2 protein-coding genes are annotated in these 984 nt (G+C 73.3%); both read left to right on the forward strand.

Annotation, left to right across the window (positions count from 1 at the left end; all coding sequences use genetic code 11):
- Nucleotides 1–93: 93 nt before the first annotated feature.
- A complete protein-coding gene (locus AC1D15_RS34365; RefSeq protein ID WP_465110980.1) occupies nucleotides 94–861 on the forward strand; it encodes an SGNH/GDSL hydrolase family protein in 768 nt (255 codons plus the stop codon).
- Nucleotides 858–984: SDR family NAD(P)-dependent oxidoreductase (locus AC1D15_RS34370; protein ID WP_477829595.1), on the forward strand; the 127-nt coding region annotated here is incomplete at its 3' end. The genes AC1D15_RS34365 and AC1D15_RS34370, both read left to right, overlap by 4 nt.

Genomic DNA, 984 nt, shown 5'->3' on the forward strand with positions numbered 1-984 from the left:
CCTCACCAGCCCCGAGGCGCGCGAGGCCTTCAGCGCGTTCTTCCAGAAGCGCAAGCCCGACTTCTCGCAGTTCAGCTGACCCCGGCCCGACCGATGCTTTCCGCGGCGAAGGTGCTGCTGTCGCCGCTGCTGATGTGGCAGGGCTTCCGCGTGCGCCGCCTCGCGCTGCGCCTGCCCGAGGCCGAAGGTTCGCGCGAAGGCGTGGCCGGCACCGGCCGCGTGCGCCTGCGCGTGCTGATCGTCGGCGATTCGTCGGCGGCCGGCGTCGGTGCGCCTACGCAGGCCCAGGCGCTGGCCGGCCGGCTCAGCGAGGCCTTGTCGCAGCGGCTCGGCGGCGCGGTCGTGTGGCAGCTGGTCGCGCACACCGGCGACACCACGCGCGACGCGCTGATCGCACTGGAGAGCGCCCCGCTGCACCCGGCCGACGTGATGGTCACCGCGCTCGGCGTCAACGACGTGATCTCGCAGGTGCCGGTGCGGCGCTGGCTGGCCCAGCTCGACGAGCTCGACCGCGTGGCCGTCCAGCGCGCCGGCGTGCGCCACATCGTGCACAGCGGCGTGCCGCCGATCCACTCGTTCCCGCTGCTGCCGAACCCGCTGCGCTGGGTGCTCGGGCGCGACGCGCGGCGTTTCAACCGGGCGCTGGCCGCGTGGATCAAGCGCTGGCCGGACCGCTGGTGGCTGCCGGTGCCGTTCGAGAACGAGCGGGTGTCCGACAGCATCCTGATGGCCGAAGACGGCTTCCATCCCGGCCCGGCGGTGTATGCGCTGTGGGCCGAGCAACTGGCCGGCATGATCGCGACCGAGCTCGCGCCGCGCCTGCCTGCCACCACCCCCACACGGAGACACCCCCTGCCATGAGCACCGAGCGCCAGACCCTGAAGGGCAAGACCTTGTTCATCACCGGCGCGTCGCGCGGCATCGGCCTCGCGATCGCGAAGCGTGCCGCGGCCGACGGCGCGCGCATCGTGATCGCCGCCAAGA

This window comes from Rhizobacter sp. P2_H2 (assembly GCF_056403375.1).